This window comes from Acinetobacter sp. ANC 5045, from assembly GCF_004331005.1.
Classification (GTDB): Bacteria; Pseudomonadota; Gammaproteobacteria; order Pseudomonadales; family Moraxellaceae; genus Acinetobacter; species Acinetobacter towneri.
Map to the genome: position 1 here is coordinate 1 of NZ_SJNS01000025.1, position 20405 is coordinate 20405.

General features: G+C 37.1%; 16 protein-coding genes, 1 tRNA gene and 4 pseudogenes. 14 read left to right on the forward strand and 7 right to left on the reverse strand.

What is annotated here, in order from left to right:
- Window positions 1-140 (reverse strand): annotated as a pseudogene (locus tag E0H79_RS13930) (helix-turn-helix domain-containing protein); the annotation flags it as partial.
- A 35-nt stretch (window positions 141-175) separates the two neighbouring features.
- Here E0H79_RS13930 and E0H79_RS13935 point away from each other — a divergent pair.
- The 6 genes from E0H79_RS13935 (at window position 176) to E0H79_RS13960 (ending at window position 7882) form a co-directional block, all read left to right on the forward strand.
- On the forward strand, window positions 176-1741 hold the full coding sequence (locus E0H79_RS13935) for a Tn7-like element transposition protein TnsE (protein WP_131261962.1): 1566 nt from the start codon (window positions 176-178) through the stop codon (window positions 1739-1741).
- A 143-nt stretch (window positions 1742-1884) separates the two neighbouring features.
- Window positions 1885-3297, forward strand: coding sequence for a hypothetical protein (locus E0H79_RS13940; RefSeq protein ID WP_109426807.1), 1413 nt, complete (start codon window positions 1885-1887; stop codon window positions 3295-3297).
- An 83-nt stretch (window positions 3298-3380) separates the two neighbouring features.
- Window positions 3381-4346, forward strand: coding sequence for a hypothetical protein (locus E0H79_RS13945; RefSeq protein WP_033523411.1), 966 nt, complete (start codon window positions 3381-3383; stop codon window positions 4344-4346).
- Between the two features lie 7 nt (window positions 4347-4353).
- Window positions 4354-6372, forward strand: coding sequence for a hypothetical protein (locus E0H79_RS13950; protein ID WP_165492547.1), 2019 nt, complete (start codon window positions 4354-4356; stop codon window positions 6370-6372).
- Window positions 6369-7343, forward strand: coding sequence for a hypothetical protein (locus E0H79_RS13955; protein ID WP_079378922.1), 975 nt, complete (start codon window positions 6369-6371; stop codon window positions 7341-7343). The genes E0H79_RS13950 and E0H79_RS13955 overlap by 4 nt, the downstream gene beginning before the upstream one ends.
- A gap of 463 nt (window positions 7344-7806) precedes the next feature.
- Window positions 7807-7882: transfer RNA gene (locus tag E0H79_RS13960), tRNA-Gly, on the forward strand.
- A 327-nt stretch (window positions 7883-8209) separates the two neighbouring features.
- Here the strand turns inward: E0H79_RS13960 and E0H79_RS13965 are convergent.
- A complete protein-coding gene (locus E0H79_RS13965) occupies window positions 8210-8437 on the reverse strand; it encodes a helix-turn-helix domain-containing protein (RefSeq protein WP_004974343.1) in 228 nt (75 codons plus the stop codon).
- Between the two features lie 112 nt (window positions 8438-8549).
- Here E0H79_RS13965 and E0H79_RS13970 point away from each other — a divergent pair, with 112 nt between their 5' ends.
- The 6 genes and pseudogenes from E0H79_RS13970 to E0H79_RS13995 form a co-directional block, all read left to right on the forward strand.
- Window positions 8550-8759 carry a hypothetical protein gene (locus tag E0H79_RS13970; protein WP_000122748.1) on the forward strand — a complete coding sequence of 70 codons (210 nt, stop codon included), beginning with the start codon at window positions 8550-8552 and terminating at the stop codon, window positions 8757-8759.
- A 19-nt stretch (window positions 8760-8778) separates the two neighbouring features.
- Window positions 8779-9960 carry a site-specific integrase gene (locus E0H79_RS13975; RefSeq protein WP_004974341.1) on the forward strand — a complete coding sequence of 394 codons (1182 nt, stop codon included), beginning with the start codon at window positions 8779-8781 and terminating at the stop codon, window positions 9958-9960.
- Window positions 9953-10204: a hypothetical protein gene (locus E0H79_RS13980; RefSeq protein ID WP_104489231.1), complete on the forward strand. Its 252-nt coding sequence runs from the start codon at window positions 9953-9955 to the stop codon at window positions 10202-10204. The genes E0H79_RS13975 and E0H79_RS13980 overlap by 8 nt, the downstream gene beginning before the upstream one ends.
- 65 nt (window positions 10205-10269) lie before the next feature.
- Entirely contained in the window at window positions 10270-10860 is a 591-nt protein-coding gene (locus E0H79_RS13985) for a DUF1376 domain-containing protein (protein ID WP_131261963.1), read from the forward strand.
- Window positions 10861-10870: 10 nt separating this feature from the next.
- A complete protein-coding gene (locus E0H79_RS13990; RefSeq protein ID WP_131261964.1) occupies window positions 10871-11617 on the forward strand; it encodes an ATP-binding protein in 747 nt (248 codons plus the stop codon).
- Window positions 11618-11668: 51 nt separating this feature from the next.
- A pseudogene (locus tag E0H79_RS13995) lies at window positions 11669-12087 on the forward strand (ATP-binding protein); the annotation flags it as partial.
- A gap of 130 nt (window positions 12088-12217) precedes the next feature.
- Here the strand turns inward: E0H79_RS13995 and E0H79_RS14000 are convergent.
- The 5 genes from E0H79_RS14000 to E0H79_RS14020 all read right to left on the reverse strand — a co-directional run bounded on the left by E0H79_RS14000 (window position 12218) and on the right by E0H79_RS14020 (window position 19951).
- Entirely contained in the window at window positions 12218-15094 is a 2877-nt protein-coding gene (locus tag E0H79_RS14000) for a type I restriction endonuclease subunit R (protein ID WP_131261965.1), read from the reverse strand.
- Window positions 15095-15101: 7 nt separating this feature from the next.
- Window positions 15102-15821, reverse strand: a complete 720-nt coding sequence (locus E0H79_RS15340; protein ID WP_165492548.1) for a hypothetical protein — start codon at window positions 15819-15821, stop codon at window positions 15102-15104.
- Between the two features lie 7 nt (window positions 15822-15828).
- Window positions 15829-17055, reverse strand: a complete 1227-nt coding sequence (locus E0H79_RS14010; RefSeq protein ID WP_131261966.1) for a restriction endonuclease subunit S — start codon at window positions 17053-17055, stop codon at window positions 15829-15831.
- Window positions 17055-18623 (reverse strand): type I restriction-modification system subunit M, encoded by a 1569-nt coding sequence (locus E0H79_RS14015; protein ID WP_131261967.1) that lies wholly within the window; start codon window positions 18621-18623, stop codon window positions 17055-17057. Before E0H79_RS14015 ends, E0H79_RS14010 begins: the two co-directional genes overlap by 1 nt.
- 317 nt (window positions 18624-18940) lie before the next feature.
- Window positions 18941-19951 (reverse strand): HNH endonuclease, encoded by a 1011-nt coding sequence (locus E0H79_RS14020; protein WP_004974329.1) that lies wholly within the window; start codon window positions 19949-19951, stop codon window positions 18941-18943.
- Between E0H79_RS14020 and E0H79_RS14025 the strand changes: the two are divergent.
- Window positions 19949-20227: pseudogene (locus E0H79_RS14025) on the forward strand (integrase core domain-containing protein); the annotation flags it as partial. The gene E0H79_RS14020 and the pseudogene E0H79_RS14025 overlap by 3 nt on opposite strands.
- A gap of 36 nt (window positions 20228-20263) precedes the next feature.
- A pseudogene (locus E0H79_RS15535) lies at window positions 20264-20401 on the forward strand (heavy metal transporter); the annotation flags it as partial.
- Window positions 20402-20405 lie beyond the last annotated feature (4 nt).

A 20405-nucleotide genomic window follows, 5' to 3' on the forward strand; every position in this document is an offset into this window, starting at 1 on the left:
TCCGCAACACTTTTACCTTCAGAAAGCCAGAGAATAGTTTGGGCACGTTGTCTTTCACGCCAATGTTTTGCATGCTTGGCCAGAAAAATGAGTCGTTCTCGCTGTTCTAAACTAAGTGGTACAGAAACAATTCGAGGCATGTGTGAACATCTGTTAACTAAAAAAACTTTTTCGCATGATTAGTTATTTTTGTCAACTTATTTTTAAGGATCATAAAAATAGTGAATGGAATATTCATATTGGTTTAGAAAATCACTATACCCATTTACCAGATTATGAAAAATATATGGTAAAACATGCTCGTTTTTCCAACATGCCACTATTAGCAAAAAATAGAAGATTTAATCAAACCAAAGAAATCCCCTCCTACAATGAATCGATCATCACCATTCAAATTGATGATTTTAACAATTGGAAAATAACAACAAATAAATCAGGACAGTACATATTTAGCTACATTGTGAGCGACTTAAAAGGTACATATAAGGATATTCAAATCCATTTACCACACATAGAACTGGCACGAGTTTTGTTTTTCCATAATGCTTATTTATCTAAGGCAGCTTTAGATCAAAGAAAGCTAACAACAGAATATTATATTGTCCCAGAAGAACATCAAACCATTATTCACGTTCATGAATTTTGCCGCTTTCCCCCCAATCAATATGATAGTGTTGGTATGCGTCGCCTACTGTCATGGATATTACTTGATACTGAGGCACGAGCGTCCTATGAAAGTATCTCCAAACATTTTTCGATTGAGCAAGTTAAAACTAAAACACAAACCTTTTGGAATTTCAATTTTGCACCGCCCTCACTAATAGGGGCTGAAATTACAATGAAAGTTTACTTCAGTGAAAAAAGCCAACAATATTATGTGAATGAAATCATTGGGATTGCTAATTTACCGACTGATATTTCTAATGAAGTGATTTTTTGTAGTCCAAAATTTACCGTAAAAAATAGTTATGAAAAAACAGGTGGAAACTCTGGAGGACGTAATACCTCCAACGATGATCCAACCATTGATGATGAAAAAGAAGCGGATAGTGATCGGAAAATTACCCAAATTGAATCTCCAAAAATCACTATGTCCCTTGCCAGTCCTTATGAAACAAAAAAGGCAACACTTAAACGTTCAGGTAAGAAAGGTATACCGAATCATAATGATGTTGAAATTCTACCTGATCATAGTGTGAGTACAGGTGAAGCCACGATCTTTGGTGAAATTGGCCGTGGAGAATTTGAGAATGTCCATGATGATAGTGATGACCTTGCATTTTTCATGAAAAGATTTGAAGCATTCAAAGCCATGGTTGAACAATTTGCATCACAACATCGTATTCAGCCCATCATTCATGTACATAAGCTGCCTGCGGTCAATCGTTCCAAGCTACATAGAACCCATGATGGTAATCCGAGGTGTATTATTGAAGTCCAACTTAGTTTTCAAGGCAAAAAATTTGTCATTCTGGAAATAGATACCAGCGATAATCTAAAGCCTCTTTCTACACTGATTGTCAAAATCTCAGATACAGACACATGGAACTCATATTTTCCAACTTTTCGGAAGCAAATCGTTAAACGCTCTTTACGTTGGCCAACCGCTAAATCTCTACAAGATATAGGGATAAGGAAAACCTTTAATCATCCACGAAATCTAGTTGAAATGGCTGAGTCTGATGAAGAGTTTAAAAATTGGGGGAGACGACTAGAAGATGCTTTACTGTCCTTATCCTAATGATTTCTGACTCAAATTAGGGCATATCTTTACAGGGGTATTATCCTTTTTTAAGGATTAAGCTTGATGAAAATCTTTTATTAATTTAAGCTGCTCTTAGTTTTCTAATTTTCCTTAATTTTCATGGAATTCAATTTTGCATAATGGGCGATCTCAATTCAAATCTCATGGCTTTAAGTAGTTATGCACTAGATTCCACAAAAAAGGAAGACTTATTAGATCAATACCTACAAGAAACCTTATGTCAAATGATGGATGAGTATCATAAAAATCAAACTCCTATAGACATTGATTTTAGAAAACTGATTCATTGGTTACGAGCAGGCGATCAATTAACTCATCAAATTCACCCATACCCAGCGAAGCTATTACCTCATATTGCATATTTTTTTCTTAAAGCTCATAAAAATCTTACACAAAAATTGGTACTTGATCCTTTTTGTGGGTCAGGAACTGTAGCTCTGGAAGCCTCTATACATGGATTTTTACCTCTAGTTGCTGATGCAAATCCTTTAGCACTCTTATTGACAAAAGTAAAAACCACTCCCTATTGTATAGAGAAATTGATAAGAATTAAGGAAAAAATATCTTATAAATATATAAGGTATAAAGTCGCACCTACAATAGACATAGTAAATCCTGATTTATGGTATCTACCAGAACATAAAAAACAGTTAGAAATTTTATTAAGAACTATTGAAGAAATAGTAGATCAGGAAGAAAAAGCTTTTTTTAAAATTTGTTTCTCTTCTCTTACTAAAAAAGTTAGTTTCGCTGATCCTGCGATTAGTGTTCCAGTTCGCCTAAAAACTAAAGAGAAGTTTTCCCCTACAATAAATGCACGAATTAATAAAAGGTTGGATTGGATTAAAAGTGCTAATATTATTCAAGAATTTAATATTATTGTGGATGCTAACATTGAGCGAGTAACAGAAACAAATAATAAATATCCAAATCGTTCCACTGCTAAACAAGTTGGTATTGATGCAAGATCATTATTTACCAATCTTAATGATTCAATACCAATGCCAGATAATTCTGTCCCTTTAGTCATTACATCTCCACCTTATGGAAGTGCACAAAAGTATGTCAGAGCATCTAGTCTGTCTCTAAACTGGTTAGAACTTGCTTCTCCCAAAGAACTTCGCTCTTTAGAAGAAAAATCAATTGGGAGAGAACATCTAAGAAAGACACCTTTACATTTAGAAGAAAGTAATCTGCCTGAAGATTATGTTCAGCTCCTTAAAAAAATTGCTCATAAAAATGAACTGAGAGCTAGGATTACTCAAAAGTATCTAATTGAAATGTCTCAAGTTGTTGATGAAATTGCCCGAGTGACAGCACCTAATGGGCGTGTTATATTTGTACTAGGTAATAATCAAGTTTGTGGTGAAACACTAAGAAATGATAGATTTATCATTGAATGTTTCCAAAAACATCATCTAAAACTTAAATTAATTTTAATTGATGACATTAAATCAAGAGGTTTAATGACTAAACGGAATCGAACAGCATCTGTAATTTCTCGTGAAACGGTTCTAGTTTTTGAAAAATAGAAGAGTGTATTCCATGAGTATTACTTATTGTATGTAATCAGCTTGCAGCAAACTATGGATATTTTAATTTTTTAAAGGAAGATATGTTGAGACCTGACTTTCAACCTAAATTAGAAGCCTATAAAAACCAGCTCATGAAACTTAGCTCTCATGCTTGGGATTATGATAAGAAATGGCCAGAAATAGAACAATGGCTTAGTAATTTTACTGGTCGCTGTTTTCCAAAAGAGGAAGAATACCTATTAGCCCTGCATTTGCTTACACACTTTATCTATTTTGGTAATTCAACTATTAGAGAAATGCTTAAGGCTTGCTATGAAGAGCAATTTATTATTCCTTTAAAACAAGAAATACGTAAAGCAAATGGCGATACCACTGATATTAATTTGATCAACAGTTTATTAATTCAAGAGATCAACAAAACTCTCTTTATTGGTGCTGGGAATCCCTCTGAGAGCGGAGCACATTTGCTTTATTTTTTCAGACAAATGAATAATTTATCAAAAGAAAGGTTTTCTGACTTCTATGGAGCATTTTATAAGGATCAAATTTCAAATGAACTCCATCCACAATCAACTTTAATTAATAGGTATATTTTTTTTGACGATTTAGTTGCATCAGGTACCCAAATAACAGGCTATTTAAAAGATCGTTTGATACAAATTCGAGCTACTAATCCTTCAATCAAGCTCCAATTTATGTGTCTTTTTGCTACAACTGCTGGACTAGAAGCCCTAAATACCGTTGAAATGTTCAATGGGAATGCTCATTGCTTATTTCATTTAGATGATTCCTATAAGGTATTCAGTAAAAAATCTAGGAATTTTAAGTCACTGAGAAAACCTAGTCGTAGAAAACTTAAAAAATTCTGTCAGGTCTATTCAACATATTTAGGCTTTGAGGAGCCACATAAATTAGGCTATAAAAATTGTCAATTGATGATTGGATTTTCATATAACACCCCTGACAATACTTTGCCAATATTCTGGGCAAAACACCCAGTTTATTGGACACCAGTTTTTGCTAGATATAGCAAAATATATGCTTGAGGCAATTATGAATTCTGTAAATCCTTTTGGTTCTCTTCGCGCAGCGGAATACACGGATGAACAAATAAATCACTTATGGGTTGATTTTGAGTATGATATTAAGTCCTCTATTTTAGATTTATCAGGTGCAACACCAAAATATATTTTCGGAGGAAAGGGGTCTGGTAAAACTCATATTCTTAGATATTATTCATATCTTGTTGCTAGACAACGGCAGGATAAATTAACGGGTGTAGAAGTCTTAGAGCAACTGGGTGCACTTACTATTTTTTATAGATGTAATCACTTTGGGGCTTCTAAATTTGATTCTTTACCTGAAAACTTGAAACAAATAATCTTTCAAGCATATGTAGAATTAACTTTGTTTGAAGCAGTGGTCGAATGTTTAATTGATATTAAAAATACTACGACTGATTTAGCTTATAATGACGAAGATTTTCTAGCCGAAATTCGTAGAAATATTGGTCATGATTCTTTAAACTTAATACAAGATCTTGATAGTTTACGAGTATGGATTTTTGAACATAGAGTTCTAATTGATAGAAACTTGAATAAATTTATTTTTATTAAAAAAGTTGAGCTTTTTGAGTCAATATTATTGATAAATAACTTATTTAGCTTTATTAAGCCTGCAATAAATATATGGTCAAATGCTTTAACCAACTTTCCTTTAGTTTTCCTTATTGATGAATTTGAAAATTTAGAAAGTAATTATCAAAGTATATTTAATGATTTTGTAAGAATGGCTAATTCATTTGTATCTTTTAGAATTGCAACTAGACCTAATGGGGTTAGAACCAACACAATTACTGGTGTAAATGAGAGTAATCTAAGTGGTCATGAATTTCTAAAGATAAATTTAGATGAAATACTTATGAGTCAAGATACTAAACACTTTATAAATAATTTTATAGTCAATCGTCTTTATAATAATCCAAATATTCATGTCAAGATTAATGCCAATCAATTATTTGATTCATTAGATACAAGTGACCTATTACAAGAAGCAATACGTACTTTGGATCTTCCTATTAATAAAATTCTAAAATTAACAAAAGAAAATTTTATTAGAAGTTTTCCTAGTGATTTTCGTCAATATGCTGATTCCACTTTTTCTATACTTTGTGATGATATAGATGAGCTTATCCTAAAAAAACTTAATATTTTAAGATTTTGCAAAGAACGTAAAAATAGTACTAATTTCTTAGAAATAGCCCAACAGATTCATTCTGAAAGCTTAATATATAGAGAAAAAGAACAACGCCGAACTGGGAAATATGCAACTTCATTCAATCACTATAAGTATGATCTATTTGCACAGATATGCTTGGATGCTAGATATAAGACAAATATCCCATATGCAGGTTTTGAAACAATTTTCAAAATGTCATCTGGAAATCCAAGAAATGTATTAAATATCTTAAATAAGATATATGAGTTGTTGTCTTTTGAAGGAAAAAGTTTTTATTCTCAAGAGAGTATCGATATTGAGACTCAAACAAAAGCAATTAATCAAGCTGCTAAATATTTTGCTGAAGAGGATTCTAATTATGGTTCTTTAAGTGACAAGGCAAAAAAAGCAATGTTTAAATTCGCTGCCTATTTAGCTACAGCAAGATATGCATTAAATATCCCTGAGAGCTCTCCTCTTGCAGCAAGCTTTAAAGATGAAGATTTAAATAGAGAAGCAAAAGAAGTCTACAATCTTGCTGTAGAATTCTCTTTAATCCAAGAAATGCCTGATCCAAGATCAGATAGGAACTCAAAACAATTACACAAACTTATTAAACTCAACCCGATGCTATCACCTTTATGGAATTTGCCTGTAGTATATCGTGGAGATCTAACTCTAAATGCTGATATTCTAAATGCTATTTTTGATCCTGAAAATACAAGCTTTGATGAACATCTGAACAGAGTTAAACGGAAATGGAATTCTATACATATAGATCAATTAGATACGAACCTTAAACAAAATGTTGGATCTACTGCTAAGTTACCAGAACAAGGGAAGTTACCATTTTGAGTATTATTGATTACGATATTTTCTATCGGGAATCACTACCAGTAGAAAATAATCCTATTAACTCGACTCCTTTCGATATCTTTATATCTGCATTCAATGCTAGTGATAGAGTAAAAGAAGTTTTTGACAAAATTAATAGCACCCAAAAATATTGGCTAATCCATCCAGAATACCAATTTTCAGATGAAGAACTAACAGAAGTTCATGCAACAAGCATAATTAAACCTATAGAATTTGGTGAACAAGATCAAGTTAGCTCTTTAATATCCTCGATAAATATTACAGATATAGAAAACACTAAAATTTGTATTGATAGTACAGGCTTTATGAGAAATGTTTTAGCTCTATTAATAATTACTCTAGGGTATCTGGGATGTAAAAAAATTAGTGTACTTTATTCTGAACCAATACAATATATTGAGAACGAAAATACTCACTTCAGTATCTCGGCTCTTAAAGTCAAAGCTTTAGATGGAACTGCTATTACAATCACAACAAATGCTAAAGACTCATTAATAATGTCTATTGGTTTTGATCATGATTTAATGTCACAAGTTGTTAATGATTATGAAAGTGCCACTTTTTATCCTTTGTATGGTTTTCCCTCTTTAAGTGCTGATATGTTTCAACAGAGTGCTTTTAGATCGAGTAATATTATACCAATAAAGGAGAACGATTTAACTACTCGGAAATTCTTTGCACCAGCAAATGATCCATTTTCAACAGCTAAGCAAATTCAAAGGATTGTAGCTATAATTCATCACAGAGAACAAAATTTAAAACATAATATTTATCTTTGTCCTCTCTCGACGAAAGCCCAGGTAATTGGTCATGCTTATTATTGGTGGAAAGAGGGACAACATCAAAGCCAGAATGGAATGATAAATATTATCTTACCCATGTGTATATCATATAAAAGAGAAACAAGTGTTGGATTGCGGCGAGTATGGCAATACACTTTAGAGATGTAGGTACTATCGTATAGCAAATATTAAAGGATGAAACTTTATTACTTCTACTTTTTGAAATACGAGAAGAATTTATAATATAGGATGAAACTTTATTTTTCTCAAGAATCTTGCTAAAAGCCTAAAATCAATAACTTGTATTGATTTTAGGATGATACTTTATTACTCAACCACAGTTAAATTTAATAAAATTATTTTGAATCACCTAAAAAATCCGCAGTCGGCTTCATTTTTAGAAATTTAGTACTGCGGATTTTTTATGTCTGATGCTTTTATTTTTCGCATAGCTGCAGCGCATTGTAAGTGATATTAATATTTTTGCAGACAATGAAAACTTTTATAAAACAAACAACCTAAGTCATTTAACCGCACTATTTTCCAAAAATGTTGTTTATTTATTCAGTCAGTACAATGACATGCAAAAAATGATTGACCCTATTTTTGCATCATGTATTATACACCGCATGCGGGAATAGCTCAGTTGGTAGAGCACAACCTTGCCAAGGTTGGGGTCGCGAGTTCGAGTCTCGTTTCCCGCTCCAGATTCAGAAAAGCCCTAGTCGAAAGATTAGGGCTTTTTTCTTGTTGATTTTATTATATTTTTTAAAAAATCTTCTTCCTGTGTTATTCGATTCAATAAAAAATATTTTTAATGTAATTTGTATTTTGTGACCAAGATGTGACCATGGCGTGCCCACAACAATAAAAATGGTCTCAATTAACCTTAAATGTCTTCAATCGATCACCACTTTCAGAGCTTTTTTTGAAGGTAAAAAATCACCCTATTCTCTTCAAAACAAGATGTTTTTTACCAAACGATCAAGGATTTGTGACCATTTCACTTTTTGATGTGACCAATTGTGACCAAACTAGCTATTATCATTTTGATTATTATCAATTTTCTTAAAAACCAATAAATCACCCACTTCCACATCTAATGCAATACAAATTTTATCAATGGTTTCAAAATCAATCCGTACAGATTCATCATTATAAAGTTTATGTAAAGTAGATTTATTAATTCCAGTACTTCTCACCAAATCAGCAACCTTAAGTTTCCTTTCTGCTAATAAAACTGCCAAGTTTGAAATAATCATAAAATTTCCTATTTAAATCATAAAAAGTACTTGCAACAACATAAAAATATGATAATTTATGTCTTAGGAATAATTTTTCCTAGTTACCTAGTAAAAAATATGAGGCTCTATTATGTCATATACCTATCTCACAGCCCAGCAACTGGCTGAAAAAATCCAGTACGACGCTCGTACTATTCGCAACCAACTGAAGGACAGTGTCTTTATTGAAGGTGTTCATTACATCCGTCCTTTTGGTGGTCGCAAAATTCTTTTTGTTTGGGAACGTATTGAAACTGAAATGCTTAAATTCACTGGTTTAAGTATGGATGCTCTTCAATAAGGTTCAGGAGGTTTAACCGATGGCTACCATCCGGGAAAGAAGTGGCAAACTCATTGCCGATTTTCGCTACATGGGCATCCGTTGCAGAGAGACAACCAATCTTGAAGACAATGCCTATAATCGCCGAATTTTAAAAAAACGTCTCGAGCAGCTTCAAGCTGAAATTACTTTGGGAACTTTTGAATACGAAAAGTATTTTCCAAAAAGTAAACGTGTTGAGGAGTTTAAGGAAAAAAGAAGTCAGCAAATCGCTGTACAAACCAAGGTTCCTCTTTTTAAAGAGTTTACTGAATTGTGGTTTAAACAGAAACAAATTGAATGGAGAGATTCATATCAACAAAAGGTTTCAATTGTAATCAAAAACTATTTGATCCCCGCTTTTGGTAATCAGGTTCTCTCAAAAATTAAGAAGTCAGACTTGCTGAACTTCCGTGCTTCCCTCGCCAAAGTGACACACGGAAAAGATCAAACAAGTCTGAAAGCATCGAGGATCAATCAAATCATGACGCCTTTACGTATGATACTGAATGATGCGGCAGAACGATACGATTTTGAGTCGCCGTATAAAAATATAAACAATCTGAAGGAAAGTAAAATCGAAGTCACACCTTTTTCTCTGGAAGAGGTGCATAAAATTCTCACTGCGGTGCGTGAGGACTTTAGGCCTTATTACACCATTCGCTTTTTCACAGGTATGCGTACCAGTGAAATCGATGGTCTGCAATGGAAAAATATCGACTTGCAACGTCGTGAGATCCATATCCGTGAAGCGTTAGTGAATGGTGTTCTTGGTGGAACCAAAACGTATGGTTCTGACCGCACGATCCAGATGAATGACCGGGTATACCAAGCCTTTCTGCAACAGAAAAGCCTCAACAACGGAAAATCGGACTTCGTCTTCTGTAACCGTGATGGCGGTCCTCTAGACTACCGTTTAGTTAATAAGCGTGTATGGCACCCTATCCTGCGCTTTTTAGGATTAACGCCTCGTCGTGCTTATCAGACACGTCATACAGCAGCAACGCTCTGGCTGGCGGCAGGTGAAAATCCAGAATGGGTCGCTCGCCAATTGGGGCATTCAACCACTGAAATGTTGTTCCGGGTCTATAGCCGCTACATTCCGAATGTTACCCGTCGCGATGGCAGTGCTTTTGAAGCCATGCTGGAGAGACTCACTACAGAGGAGCTTGCACATGAATAGTAAAGCTTTCTTTGGTGGTGTGGTGATCAGCCCTGAAGCAGATATGGTCGCTCGTGAATTAATCCATGAGCTACACATTCCCAAACTGCACAATCTGGCCTTTTTGCTGGAAATCAATAAATGCTTCGATGACCACCAAGCATTGAGACTTTGGCTACAGCGAATGCTGGATGAAGGGCAAGCTCATTACGATGACTTGGCTCAACAGGCCCGTCTCCGCTTAATGAGTCTCGCTCACTCATAAAACAAACATATAAGGTCATCTAATTGATGACCTCAGCCCCTTTATACCTATAAAAAGGTGAACACATGCATAAAGATATTTCAATTTGGATGCCACTCTATATTGGCGACCTACAGGCAAAATTTGCACGAATGACGGCAGAACAAATTGGTGCAACCCTACTGTTAATGATGGATTTCTGGAAAAATGGTGCCATTCCTCATGACCTAGCTACTGTATGTAGCATCACAAAATTATCGCAACATACCAAGGCTAAAACTTTGTTGAATACGCTAATGGCCCTGGAATTGTTTGAAATCGAATCTGAGCAGATTCATTCAAATTTTTTAAGCAGTTTAAAAAGCCAGGCATTGCAAAATCAGCAAATGAAATCTGATAAAGCTAAAAATGCAGCTCAGGCACGTTGGGGGAAATCCGCTAGTAATGCTCAAGCATCAACCAAGCAACGAAAAGTAAATACTCAAGCAGCTCCTGAGAAGAGCCCGAGTATTACTCAAGTCATGCTTGAACCATGCCCTTCATCTTCATCTTCATCTTCATCTTCATCTTCATCTTCATCTTCATCTTCATCTTCATCTTCATCTTCATCTTCATCTTCATCTTCAAATTTTGAAGAAAAAAATGAGAGTTTTTTAGAAAATTCAAAGTGGATTTAGGAGATCAGTCATGAATACCATGCTTAAAACACTCCAGTTTCGCGCAGAAACAACGGAAACACTTTGCGCTACCCATCATATACCCCTGATGGAAATTGCTGGTCACAGGCTCTGTAAATTGTGTGCCAAAGAAACCGTCCATCACTCACATGCAGCCTATGAGAATGAACTGCAACAGCGATTGCTACAACAGAAAATTAAAAATTCAGGGCTCAATAAACGCTACCTGGATCGTGGCTTCAAGAATTATGTAGTTGCATGCCCTGCACAAGAAAATACCATCAAGCTATGTCAGGCCTTTGCACAGCAAATTATTTCTGACCACAACCCGAACATGTTGATGATTGGTACACCGGGTACAGGTAAAACCCATCTGAGTGCATCAATTATTCGCAACATTCTGCATAACAGTACAAAATCTGCACGCTACTATACCAGTGCAGAAATTGCTCAAAAAATGATGGATACCTGGTCAGATGCTTCGCGCTCTGAGAAAGAAGTCATCGACCATTTCTCCAGTTTTGATTTATTGGTGATTGATGAATATGGCCTGCATGACCGGCATGAAAAACGCCTGGAGATGGTGCATAAGGTTTTGTATAGTCGTTATGACAATATGAAATCTACCCTGCTGATTTCCAATTTCACAGTCCAAAATATGCAGCGGGATTTAGGTGTAAGATTATGGTCTCGGTTACATGAGAACCATTTGATTGTAGTGCCGTGTTATTGGGATGACCGACGAATAAGCGGATAATCGTGACTCTCACTTAAGCCAATTATCTTGCTGAGATGATTGGCTTTCTTTCTAAAGATTCCCTATAAGGCCATCATGAGCAATGTCAAAACCAAGTTTATTACCGCCGCCGATTTCATGCTGTAACTCAGTACAGCCTATCAGCAAGGTAAATTGAAAACCTATATGCAACGCGTGATACTCGCCCCGAAATTATTGATTATCGATGAAATTGGTTATTTGCCCTTTGGACGTGAAGAAGCGAATCTGTTCTTTAACGTGATTGCCAAGCGTTATGAAAAAGGCAGTACGATATTGACGAGTAACTTACCATTTAGCCAATGGTCTAAGTCGTTTGAGGATGATGTCACGTTAACCGCTGCGATGTTAGATCGTTATTGCATCACTGTCATGTGGTACAAATATCGGGTGAGAGTTATCGTTTGAAGGATAAAAAAAGAATAGGGATTCAGCCACAGGTTGAAACTTAATACGAGGTCAAAGGGGTCAATTTTAGAATGCCGTTGACACCGTTCTCTGCCACTGTCTTAGAAAGGGTGGAACAAATGCATACACCTAAAGAAGTAAAGCACCACTAAGGTGCTTTACTTCTTTGACAATTTAAAACCCCACATAAAATTTTTCAATCAGTTTCCGTGTCTTGACCAGCAAATTGCTAAACACGTTCTCCCGCTCAAACAGCTTCACTTTATAGTTTGGTAAGTCCTTCAACTCTTCTTTACGTGGTAGGCGTTTGGTGAACTCATAATGCTCCAGAACCTGCTTCATCGCTTCTGGTTTCAGGTTTTCTTCTTTACAAAGATGCTGATAGGCCTGTTCTTTTTCAGCATCCCAGAACTGAGCAAAAGCCGTTTGGACGCTTTGACCATTGATCATCTTCGGCATGTTTTCTTCAATGAATTTTTGAATCAGGTCTTGCTTATCGTGCAAGCTAATATCGCTACTGATTAAATCGTAAATTTGCGCTTGGTACTTCTGACGCTTGTCCTCTGAGTCTGTGTCCACGACCAGTTGTAGCAGGTTGATGATATAACCCACATTAATGCGGTCACTGTGCAGTAAATCCAGCTGAAAATCGACATCATCCAATACCGACACTTTGTCTTTCTTGGTGGTCTTTCTAACGGCACGGCATAGGTCAGCATACTTAGAGGCGAAATTCGCAAAGTGCTGCTTATCCAGTTGTGTTTGGTCTTGATCGTACTCAATAAAAGTTTGTAATTGCGCGTTGTAGCGCATCACTTCACGGAAAGCTTTAATAAATTCCAGTTGCTGTTCTTCAGTAACAAGATCATCGACTGATTGGTAATTGGGCGTTAAGGCAAACAGTTTGCTCACCGCTGCTTGGTAATCCTGTTCGATTTCCGCATAGCTTGGAACAAGGACGATCTTGGTCGTTTCTTTATTGGAAAATAGCGCCAGCGCTTCATCTGTGGCGCGTTTCAGGTTACGGAAACAGATGATATTACCAAATGGTTTTTTATCGTTGTAGACACGGTTGGTGCGTGAGAATGCTTGAATCAAGCCATGATATTTTAGGTTTTTATCGACATACAAGGTATTTAGCGGCTTAGAGTCAAAGCCCGTGAGGAACATATTGACCACGATTAGAATATCAATCTGTCTGTTTTTTACGCGCTGTGCAATGTCGCGGTAGTACGCATAAAATTGATCACCAGAATTGTAGTTAGTTTTGAACTGTCGGTTGTAATTGGCAATGTAGCGATCTAGCTTATCCCGACTGGATGAGTTGACCTGAGTTGGAATATCTGCGGCTTCTTCGTGAATCAAGCCAGTTAAGTCATCAGTCGGTACAGCCTCATTTGCCGCATAGGAAAAGATGGTGGCAATGGTCAACGGTTTAAATATCCGACCTTGTGCTTCATCTTCAATTTGTTTTTCAGCCTGCACCTTTTCAAAGAGGTCGTAATATTGGGTCAGTGTTTCGACCGAACTGACACAGAACATTGCCGTGAATTCACGATTACGGGTTTTGGTATCGTGAATATTGACAATGTAGCGGGCAATCATTTCTAGGCGTTGTGGGTTGTCATACAGTTCTTTGGTATCGATGCCTTCTACGTCTTCCTCATAACTTTCATTCGTCGCCATGCCTTTGGCGGTGTATTTGCCACGATAATCAATCTGGAACTGCAAGACGTTACGGTCGCGGATCGCATCTACAATCACGTATTTATGCAAACATTCATTAAACAGGTAGTCTGTGGTGAGTTTTAAACCTGCTTTGCTTTGGCTATTCTTTTCAAAAATAGGCGTACCAGTAAAACCAAACATTTGTGCATTGCTGAAGAATTTTTTGATGTTCTGATGGGTCTCACCAAATTGACTGCGATGACATTCATCAAAAATAAAGACCACTTTTTTATTTTTAAGATAATCAATCGATTCTAAATAACGTTCGGTGCTGATGGCCCGATTGAGCTTTTGTATGGTGGTCACAATCAGTTTGTCATGACGTTGATCGAGCTGTTTTACCAAGGTCGATGTGTTATCGGTGCTGTCGACGCTGTCGGCTTTAAAAGCATTAAATTCGCGTGAGGTTTGCGTATCGAGGTCGTTACGATCGACCACAAACAGAACTTTTTCCACATCAGGCATTTGCATGATGATCTGACTGGCTTTAAATGAGGTCAGGGTTTTGCCTGAACCTGTAGTGTGCCAGATATAGCCGTTCTGATCGGAGTTTTGCACATGCTCCACAATTTTCTGTACTGCATAAATCTGATAGGGACGCAGCACCATCAGGCTTTTGGTGGTTTCTAGCAGCACCATGTACTGGGTCAGCATTTGGGTCAGATGCTGCTGATTGAAAAAAGTTTCGGCAAAGTCGACAATTTCATTGATGTGTTTGTTATGGACATCCGCCCATGGAAAGGCAAACTCGATGCCTGTGGTGCCGTTGGAGTAATAACGGGTATTGGCACCATTACTAATCACAAACAGCTGGATAAAGCCAAATAGCCCTTGCCCAGCCCAATAGGCTTCACGAATATAGCGTTGGGTTTGATTAAAAGCTTCGGCGATTTCCATGCCGCGTTTTTTTAGCTCGATCTGCACCAATGGCAATCCATTGACCAACAGGGTTACATCAAAACGGCTGGTACGTCCATTGTAGTCTCGGTGGTCAATGGTGATCTGATTCGTCACCTGATAGATGTTCTTGCTTGGGTCATCCGAGAGAAAAAAGATGTGTTTGCTGCTGCCGTCATCAAATTTGACTGGAAACAGATCACGCAGATTCTTGGCGCGCTCAAACACTGTGCCTGTGTTTAAAAAACTGATGACCTGTTTCCACTCCGTTTCTGACAGTGGCGCAAGTCCATTGGCCCGTTCAATCTGGGTTTTGAGGTTAGACAGTAGTTGGCTTTCATCCTTGATGCTCACAGTGGCATAGCCCAATTGCTTGAGCTGGCCGATCAATTCGTTTTCAAGTTGGAATTCGCTTTGTACTGTCATCTTACCGTCACTTTAAATTATAAATTTTGAAATAAAACCAAAGGAAAAAATTTGTTCTTACGTAGGTTAGTAAATGCTCTTCAGTTTGTCCTATATTTAAACTATTAGCTTTTTGTTTAAGAAAATCAAAACCAGCGAACTCTTGAGAAACTGTTAAATTGCGGAATTCTTCATGAGAGTATGCATATAAGCCAGAATTAAATTTATAAAACTCTTTTTCAGATTTAAAATCTGAATTAAAAAATTCGTCATAAAATTCTGCATATTTATCGTTTATACTGCACCTTAAGCTCAAATCAGGTTTAATTTTTTCAAGTTGACTTAACAAGTATTCATTCAGTCGACTAATTACATGTTGTGTCTTATAAAATATTGGTTTATCAATCTTACCTTGGACTAATAATCTAAAATTTATGGCAGACATTTCTGCCTGCTTGTCACATAAAAATGTTTCTAACTCTCTGATGATACTAAGTCCTAATTTTAGGTGATCAGCATTTTCATTTAAAAAAAATTCTACTTCTTCCGCAGACAATTCTACAGTTTCTAAAAAAGTAGCTATTCGCATTTGGTATAAAGCATCATTGCACTGCCTGATATGCTCAGCACTTTCTTTCGTTGAGTTACGAAAGGCTGATCCCAAGCCAAATGTTACTGAATCAACTATAGCCAAACTAGCGTTACCAGCAAATATTTCCAAGACTGTAGAACCATCAAATTTCTTCATATCCATCCTACACAAACATCTGCTGCAACAAGCCTTTTTTCCAAAGTTTGGCTTGTTCAATTTGCTGTGCCACGACTTCAATTTTTTGGTCGATGGCTGATAAAAAGTTAGCGATTTTGGTTTGTTCTTCTAGGCAAGGATATAAAATAGGCATGTCGAAAAAATCTTTATTAGTAATATTCATTCGATCATGTCTAGCACCTGAATTTGCCACACCTTTGACGTAATCATGCCAGAAATTACTATCAAAAAAGTATTCCAAATACGCCAAGTTTCCTTCGACCACTGTGAAGACTGTATAAAGTGGCGACATAACACCTAAACACTTTTTATTTCGTTTGATTGGTCCAACAGGCGCATGAACAGATATTCGAGGGTTATATACAAAGTCATCTAAATTTACGATGTAATAACCGTTTAAATTTGATTCGGTAACTATTTCTCTTTCAAAATAATCACTTTGTTTAATAATTCCCTGAGTGGCAGAGTTTGTTAAAACCTCAGAAATACTTCCATCTTTATTTTTCCCTGATCTTTTTGAAGCAATTTCATTTAGAGGTTTATCCTCCCACTCCCCAAACTCACTCCCATCATCCGCTTTAAAACGAAGTTGCTGACTAAACAGCTTTTGCATCATGCCTTGTTTATACTGGTTAAGTAGTTCGTGTTTTTGCGTGAGTTGGCTAATCTTTTCATCCACAGCAGAAAGAAAAGAGGCGATTTTGGTTTGTTCGAGTTTAGATGGTAAGGTAACTCCCGTATCCAACAAGTCTGTTTTATTAATAAACTTAGTTGCATTACCAGTTTGTAAATTATCAAAGTAACTTAATGAAGTCAGTCGTCTTAAATATGTAGCCAAATAAAATGGCGCAACTAAGTCAGTCTTGACAGAAATTAAAAAAATATTCCATGCAATAAAAAAAGGTTCACTTTCTCCAACCAAAACAACTTTACCGATAGTTCCAATATTTGAGAAAAGAATATCATTGGTTTTCGGGATGTATTTTTTTCTGTATTTTTCAAAATCTAAATCAGATAAAAATCTAACATCATCGAAATCTAATTTTTCACTTGTAATATGTTTGGCCTGTAATATTGGATATCCAGTTTTTTGATATTCGACTTTATCTGCAACAGTATTGATACCTTGATAATTTCTTACGCATAAATCACCTAATTTTGATTTTGTCCAATGCCCATCAAAATCTTTAAATCTTAACTTAGGCGTAGCCATTACTTCACCTCCGCAAACGGTGAAACAATGCCTAGCTCTTTGCAAAAATCTGCAATGATGGCATCGGTTTTTTGGCTGTCTTGTTCCAAAGCTTGAAGCTGTTTTGCAATCACATCTAAATCAATCTCGGCTTCCGCTTCAAAAGTATCCACATAACGCGGAATATTCAGGTTGTAATCGTTGTCTTTGATTTGCTGCAAAGTCGCCACATGCGCATACTTTTCAATATTTTCACGCTTTTCAAATGCCGCTACAATCTTATCCAAATGCTCAGGCAATAACTTGTTTTGATTCTTCTGCTTTTCAAAATCGTTACTGGCATCAATAAACAGAATATTGCCGCTCTGCTCACGGTTTTTCTTCAACACCAAAATACAGGTCGGAATTGAAGTGCCATAGAAAATATTGGCGGGTAAACCAATAATGGCATCCACCACGTTCATCTGTTCAATCAAATACTGACGAATCACGCCCTCACTCGAACCACGGAACAATACCCCATGCGGTAACACCACCGCCATGGTGCCATTATCATCCAGTTGATACAGCATGTGCTGTACAAAAGCCATATCAGCTTTAGAACTTGGCGCCAATTTGCCATACGCGGCAAAGCGTTCATCTTGTAAAAATAACGGATCGGCAGACCATTTTGCAGAAAATGGCGGATTCGCCACCACCGCATCAAACTTTTTATCTAAATGCTGCGGACGGGTTAAAGTATTTTCCTGCTTGATGTCGAACTTGGCAAAATGCACGTCATGCAGAATCATGTTCATGCGCGCCAAGTTGTAGGTGGTACGGTTCATTTCCTGACCGTAAATCATATCGACATCTTTTACTTCACGTTTTACCCGTAGCAACAACGAACCTGAACCGCAAGTCGGGTCATAGACTGAACGTAAACGGTCTTTGCCTTGGGTGACAATCTTCGCCAGTAAAGTCGATACGGTTTGCGGGGTATAGAATTCCCCCGCTTTTTTGCCCGCGCCTGAGGCAAACTCACCAATCAGGTATTCGTAAGCATCACCCAGTACATCGGCTTCGGTATTACTAATATCAAAATCAATATCATCTAAATGACTCAGGACTTTCGCCACCAGTGCATTACGGTCACTGGCATTATTGCCAAGCTTGGTCGAGTTTAGATCCAAATCTTCAAACAGGTTGGCAAAGTCATCGGCAGAGTCGGTGCCTAAAGTGCTTTGTTCAATTGATTTTAAGGTCGAAGTTAAATCATCCAAAATGAATTCGCCCTGACGACCACGCTCGGCTAAGGTATGGAATAGCTGTTTGGGTGTGAGCGCATAACCGACTTCGGCAATGGCATTCTTTTTAATTTCTTCGATGTATGGCACATGCTCAGGATTATTTTCATCTAATTCTAAAAAGCTGAGGTCTTCGCCATCGAGCAATTCGTTGGCAAAGTTCACCGACTTTTCTGATAAATATTTAAAGAAAATAAAACCCAGAATGTAATCACGGAATTCATCGGCGCCCATGGTACCGCGCAAAGTATTGGCAATATTCCAAAGTTGTTTTTGTAATTGTTGCAGTTGTACTTGGGTCATTGTTATGGAAGTCCAAATAAGTAAATCATTAATCAAATGATTTTACCTAAAATTCTAAATCATACAGCAGTAAAAAGGTGGAAAAGGACATTATTTGTCGTGCTCAAGCCAAGTGATCTGTCAACTCAAGCTCCAAACAGGTGAATATTCTAAATTTTGTAGCAGCATATTGTGAGAATGAAGGCCTCCAGTTAAAAGTCTGTAAGGGCTGAAAGCTCTAATTCAGCTGTCTATAGAATACTATCTTGCTGAATATTCAATTTGTTCTTGAAAATATTGGTCTTTGGATAACAGAATCTCTGCAAAGAATAACCGTCTCAAAAGACACCAGATATAGGATGAGCCAATATCTGTTTATCTTTGCCCCCCAACCAGACTAAATACTCATGCTCAATCGCCTGCTGATAGGCCCAGTCTGCAACCCGATGTGAACGCCGCAGATCGGTCAAAAAACCGAGTTGCGAAATCTCCCGACTAATCGCCTGATCATGCAGATGATTACGTTCTCTCCATTGATCTAGGAATTGCTCGGACGCTAGATAATTACTTTTCTGTGAATTACATTTATCATCTGCCAGGACAAAATTATGTCCGGTATCGGCAGGATATAGAGACCAGGGAATAAAATGATCCACGGCATATTTTGAGTTTTTCAGGCTTTTGCCACAGTAAAAACACTGGCATTGCTGTAAGTCGATTAAGAAGTCCGCGACCTGCCCCAATTGATTACGACTTGGAGCAAACATGAATTCATCTAGGTCAGGCAAGCCATCAAGTACAACTAGGTTCTGCTTGTTCAGTCGGACAAAATCAATCCAGCGCTTTTGGCACAGCTCTTCAATAATTTCACTGAATTGTCTTAAGCAATACATCACTTTGGGTAAAAGCCTGAGGGACTGTTTGGAGTCTTCAAGGCAATAGAGAAATTCTACCGTTTGACCATTCAGATTCTGCAAATATACTACCGGCATTTGCTTTACCGTTGTCGCAACTGTTCGCTTTAGCCTGTTCCAGTAAAATACATCCTTTCTCAACGCGGCCAAGGTCTTGAATTGTTGCTGTGCATTCTGAATTTCACTGATGATCTTTGCCTGCTTACCAGTGCTTTGATGAATAGTAAAAGGCTCATACTGGTTAAACTGAAACGGCAGAGACTGTTTCCAGTACAGGTCAATAAACTTTTCCGCAATATCCTGATAGTCCAAATGCAAGGCAGCACCGGTATCTTGCCCCTGTTCAATCGCCAGACGCGTGATACTTATCAGCAAAGCAAACTTATATGTCGAAGTAAAAGTCCCTGACTGCAATATCTGCTGAATATGCTTCATCGTTTAGAAGCTGCAAATTTACGAGCATCAGTCGGTACAACTGGTGATTCATACGATAATGCTCTGGCTGAAACGGTGAATGGCTTATACAAAACAGAGGTGATTGAATATTTAAAAGCAGATTGGCAAGGTTTAGCAGATGTATAACTTGCGACACTAAACTGGGTAGATTGGTTCAATAAAAAGCGTGTACACAGTGCACTGGGTTATGTATCGCCTTTTGAGTTTGAAGCAATGTACTATGATAAGATTAACCCGTTAGGTCAGGTGGCCTAACTTAAATAAAAAAGTCTCCGACAAACCCGGTACGGTTCAATTAAAGATCTGGATGAAAATGCCACTGTGAATATTGATGGGGCCACTAAACTGGTCGAAGTTGAATCGACAGCCAGTGAGTCTGAGATTGTTGCAGCTTTAACCGAAGATGGTTTCCCGCCTGTGGCTGCCTGATGGT